The following is a 4,982-nucleotide window of genomic DNA, read 5'->3' on the forward strand; positions in this document are numbered from 1 at the left end:
GCTGTTCGTCAAGGCCGTGGCGGGCGGCGGCGGGCGCGGGATGCGTCTGGTCCGCGAGCAGAGCCGGCTGCGGGAGGCGCTGCAGGCCGCGATGCACGAGGCGTCCTCGGCGTTCGGCGACGCCACGGTGATCCTCGAGAAGGCGGTGATCGACCCGCGGCACATCGAGGTGCAGATCCTCTCCGACGCGTCGGGTCACGTGATGCACCTCTTCGAACGCGACTGCTCGGTGCAGCGCCGCCACCAGAAGGTCGTCGAGATCGCGCCGGCGCCCCACCTCCCGGAGGAGCTCCGCGCGCGGATCTGCGCCGACGCGGTGAGGTTCGCGACGGCGATCGGCTACGTCAACGCGGGCACCGTCGAGTTCCTGCTCGACCGCGACGGGCAGCACCACTTCATCGAGATGAACCCGCGCATCCAGGTCGAGCACACCGTCACCGAGGAGGTCGCCGACGTCGACCTCGTCGCCGCCCAGATGCGCATCGCGTCGGGGGACACCCTCGCCGACCTCGGCCTCTCGCAGGACGCGGTCGCACTGCACGGGTTCGCGCTGCAGTGCCGCATCACCACCGAGGACCCGGCCAACGAGTTCCGCCCCGACACCGGGGTGATCTCGGCCTACCGGTCGGCGTCCGGCTCCGGCGTGCGCCTCGACGGCGGCACCGCGTACGCGGGCGCCCAGGTCAGCGCCCACTTCGACTCGCTGCTGGTCAAGGTCACCTGCCGCGGCCGGGACTTCACGACGGCGGTCCGGCGCGCCCGTCGCGCGCTGGCGGAGTTCCGGGTCCGCGGGGTCTCGACGAACATCCCGTTCCTCATGGCCCTGCTCGACGAGCCCGACTTCCGCGAGGGACGGGTGACGACGAGCTTCATCGCCGACCACCCGGCGCTGCTCTCCGCGCGCGCCCCGGCCGACCGCGGCACCCGCCTGATGAGCTACCTCGCCGACGTCACGGTCAACAAGCCGCACGGCTCCCGGCCCGCCCTCGCCGACCCGCGGGAGAAGGTGCCGCACGGCACCGACCTGTCGACCGAGCCCCCGCCCGGCTCCCGGCAGCGCCTCGGCGAGCTGGGCCCGGAGGGCTTCGCGGCGTGGTTGCGCGCGCAGACCGGGGTGCTGGTCACCGACACGACGTTCCGCGACGCCCACCAGTCCCTGCTCGCGACCCGGGTGCGCACCCGGGACCTGGTCGAGATCGCCCCCTACGTCGCGCGGACCTGCCCGGAACTGCTCTCGCTCGAGTGCTGGGGCGGGGCGACCTACGACGTGGCGCTGCGCTTCCTCGCCGAGGACCCGTGGGAGCGGCTGGCCCGGCTGCGCGAGGCGGTCCCGAACCTGTGCCTGCAGATGCTGCTGCGCGGACGCAACACCGTCGGCTACACGCCCTACCCCACCGAGGTGACCGACGCCTTCGTCGCGGAGGCGGCCCGCGTCGGGATCGACGTCTTCCGGATCTTCGACGCGCTCAACGACGTCGCGCAGATGCGCCCGGCGATCGAGGCCGTGCGCCGGTCCGGCGGAGCCGTCGCCGAGGTCGCGCTCTGCTACACCGGCGACCTCTGCGACCCGGCCGAGCGGCTCTACACCCTCGACTACTACCTGCACCTGGCCGAGCAGATCGTCGACGCGGGCGCCCACGTCCTGGCGATCAAGGACATGGCCGGGCTGCTGCGCCCGCCGGCCGCCCGGACGCTCGTCACGGCCCTGCGCGAGCGCTTCGACCTCCCGGTGCACCTGCACACCCACGACACCGCGGGCGGGCAGCTGGCCACGCTGACCGCCGCCATCGAGTCGGGGGTGGACGCCGTCGACGCGGCGGTCGCCTCGATGTCGGGCACCACCAGCCAGCCCTCGCTCTCCGCGCTCGTGGCGGCGACCGACCACAGCGACCGGACGACGGGGCTGGGCCTCGAGGCCGTCAACGCCCTGGAGCCCTACTGGGAGCTGGTGCGGAAGGTCTACGCGCCGTTCGAGGCGGGACTCACCAGCCCCACCGGCCGCGTCTACACCCACGAGATCCCCGGCGGCCAGCTGTCCAACCTGCGCCAGCAGGCCGTCGCGCTGGGCCTGGGCGACCGCTTCGAGGCCGTCGAGGACGCCTACGCGGCCGCGGACCGGATGCTCGGGCACCTGGTGAAGGTGACGCCGTCGTCGAAGGTGGTCGGTGACCTCGCGCTGCACTTCGTCGGCGCCGGCGTCGATCCGGCCGCCTTCGAGGCCGACCCGTCGCGCTACGACATCCCCGACTCGGTGATCGGGTTCCTGCGCGGGGAGCTCGGCGACCCGCCCGGCGGCTGGCCCGAGCCGCTGCGCTCGAAGGCCCTCGCGGGCCGGGCCGAGAAGCCCGGGCCCGCCGAGCTGACCGACGACGAGCGCAAGGGGCTCGAGACCGACCGCGCCGCGATGCTGAACGAGCTGCTCTTCCCGGGCCCGACCAGGGACTTCCGCGAGCACCGCAGTGCCTACGGCGACACCTCGGTGCTCCGCAGCCAGGAGTTCTTCTACGGGCTGCGCCCCGAGGTGGAGTACGCGGTCGACCTGGAGCCCGGCGTCCAGCTGCTCATCGCGCTCGAGGCGATCTCCGAGCCCGACGAGCGCGGCCTGCGCACCGCGCTGATGTCGCTCAACGGGCAGCTGCGACCGGTGCAGGTGCGCGACCGGTCCGTCACCACCGACGTCAAGGCCGCCGAGAAGGCCGACCGCGCCGACCCGTCCCACGTCGCCGCGCCGTTCGCCGGGGTGGTCACGCTGGCCGTGGCCGAGGGCGACCACGTCCCGGCCGGCGGGACGGTCGGCACCATCGAGGCCATGAAGATGGAGGCCGCGATCACGGCCCCGGCGGGCGGGACGGTCGCGAGGCTGGCGATCGGGGCAGTCCAACAGGTCGAGGGCGGTGACCTCGTCGTCGTGCTGGCGCCGTGAGCAGGATCGTCGCCGGGACGGCGGGCGGGCAGCGGATCGCGGTGCCGCCGGTCGGGGTGCGGCCGACGTCGGACCGGGTCCGCGAGGCGCTGTTCTCCCTGCTGGCGGCCCGCGGGGTGCTCGAGGACGCCGTGGTGCTCGACCTCTACGCCGGGTCCGGGGCGCTCGGGCTGGAGGCGCTCTCGCGCGGGGCGCTGACCGCGACGCTCGTCGAGCGCGACCCCCGGGCCTGCGGGGTCGTCCGGACCAACGCGCGCACCACGGGCCTGACCGGCGCCCACGTGCGTCGCGCCGCCGTCACGACGTTCCTGCGACGCCCCACCGACACCGTCGACCTGGTGTTCGTCGACCCGCCCTACGCGGGGACGGAGGACGAGGTCGACGCCGTGCTGGCCGCGCTCCCGCCGTGGCTCGCCGCGGGTGCGCTCGTCGTCGTCGAACGGGACTCCCGGACCCGGACCCCGGCCTGGCCCGACGGGCTCGTCCCCGAGGAACCGCGGGTCTACGGGGAGACGACACTGCACCTGGCGGGTACGCCGGAGGCGTGAGCGACCTCGAGGAGCGCTACCTGGCGCTGGTGCGCGACGAGCTCCCCGCCGCGGCCCGCCGGGAGGGCTGGGTGATCCGGAACGACCACTGCTTCGGTCGGGTGCTGCTCGACGACGCGGTGGGCGGCTGCTGGTACGACGTCCTCGGCCGAGGACGGGGCGCCGCGTTCCGGAAGCTCGACCACGCGCAGCTCGCGCACGCCGTCGAGCAGGGGGAGCGCATGCTGCGCGAGGGGGGTCCGGTGGTGGCCGCCCTCGACGCGCAGTCGCTCACCTGGCGGGGGAAGCCGGCCAAGGCCTGACGCCCCGGGTGGCGGGAGAGCATCATGCGCGCGTGACCGATCTCGAGGACTCGATCCGGGGCTGGGACCCGGAGCCGGTGACCACGACGGGGACGACGACCGAGTGGGCGGTCGCCGCCGTGTCCGGGCTCTTCGACCTCGACCCGGTCGCGGCCGAGGGCGACCCGCTGCCGCCGATGTGGCACTGGTTCGGGTTCCTCGAGCACCCACGCCAGGACGAGCTCGGCGACGACGGCCACCTCGAGGCCGGCCACTTCCTGCCGCCGCTGGCCCAGCGCCGCCGCATGATGGCCGGCGGCCGGCTGCGCGTGACGCGGCCGATGCGGGTCGGGGAGACGCTGACCCGGCGCTCGTCGCTGGTCCGTGCCGCCGTCAAGCACGGGCGCAGCGGCGACATGCTGCTGGTGTCGGTGCGCGACGAGTTCCTCGACGACGAAGGCGACGCCGCCGTCACCGAGGAGACCGACATCGTCTACCGCTCGCAGGCCCCCGGGCAGGCGCGCGGCCTGGGGTTCGACACGCCGTCGGACGAGGTGCCCGCGACGAGCGGGGAGGAGGTCACGCTCGTGCCCGACGCGACCCTGCTGTTCCGGTTCTCGGCTCTGACCTACAACACGCACCGCATCCACTACGACCACCCGTACGTCACCGCGGTCGAGGGCTACCCCGGCCTCGTCGTCCACGGGCCCCTGCTCGCGCTGATGCTGCTGGAGATCCCGCGCCGGCACCGCTCGGACCGCGCGGTCACGGCCTTCGACTACCGACTCTCGCGACCCGCGTTCGCCGGCCACCGGCTCGTCGCCGACCACGACGGCGAGCCGGGCACGACCGGGCTCACGGTCGGCGCCGGCACGGCCGGCCTCCCGGCGTCGGTGGCCGGCACGATCACGCTGGCCTGATCGCGTCGAGGAAGGCCGGGACCCCGTCGACGACGACGTCGTCGAGCCGCCGCCGGCGCCACACGCCCGGGGTGACGGCGAGGTGGATCTCGACGACGCCGTCGTGGGCGCCGGTCGCGCGATGGGTCTCCCGGTAGCCCACCCGGGCGCTGACCCGGAGCGAGGCGGCGTTGCCCACCGTGGCACCGGTGACGGCCCGGACCGCCCCGAGGTGGGAGAACGCGAGCTCGAGGACCATGAGCCGGACCCGGCGCCCCAGACCGCGGCCCTGCTCGGCGCGGGCGAGCCACGACGACGTCCGGACGGTGCC

5 protein-coding genes are annotated in these 4,982 nt (G+C 74.6%); 4 read left to right on the forward strand and 1 reads right to left on the reverse strand.

What is annotated here, in order from left to right; genetic code table 11:
• From AC0CYZ_RS25245 to AC0CYZ_RS25260, 4 genes are all read left to right on the forward strand, one after another.
• A partial coding sequence (locus tag AC0CYZ_RS25245; protein ID WP_472220458.1) for a pyruvate carboxylase occupies nucleotides 1-2,923 on the forward strand: 2,923 nt, incomplete at its 5' end.
• Nucleotides 2,920-3,471: a 16S rRNA (guanine(966)-N(2))-methyltransferase RsmD gene (rsmD, locus tag AC0CYZ_RS25250; protein ID WP_472220460.1), complete on the forward strand. Its 552-nt coding sequence runs from the start codon at nucleotides 2,920-2,922 to the stop codon at nucleotides 3,469-3,471. The genes AC0CYZ_RS25245 and rsmD, both read left to right, overlap by 4 nt.
• The gene (locus AC0CYZ_RS25255) at nucleotides 3,468-3,773 is read left to right on the forward strand and encodes a hypothetical protein (RefSeq protein WP_472220462.1); all 306 of its coding nucleotides are present in this window, start codon (nucleotides 3,468-3,470) and stop codon (nucleotides 3,771-3,773) included. Before rsmD ends, AC0CYZ_RS25255 begins: the two co-directional genes overlap by 4 nt.
• A 32-nt stretch (nucleotides 3,774-3,805) precedes the next feature.
• Complete coding sequence (locus AC0CYZ_RS25260) at nucleotides 3,806-4,672, forward strand: HTD2 family dehydratase (protein WP_472220463.1); 867 nt, start codon at nucleotides 3,806-3,808, stop codon at nucleotides 4,670-4,672.
• Here AC0CYZ_RS25260 and AC0CYZ_RS25265 read toward each other — a convergent pair.
• The coding region (locus tag AC0CYZ_RS25265; RefSeq protein ID WP_472220465.1) for a GNAT family N-acetyltransferase at nucleotides 4,659-4,982 on the reverse strand (324 nt) is incomplete at its 5' end. The genes AC0CYZ_RS25260 and AC0CYZ_RS25265 overlap by 14 nt on opposite strands.

It is taken from the genome of Actinomycetospora sp. (genome assembly GCF_055612215.1).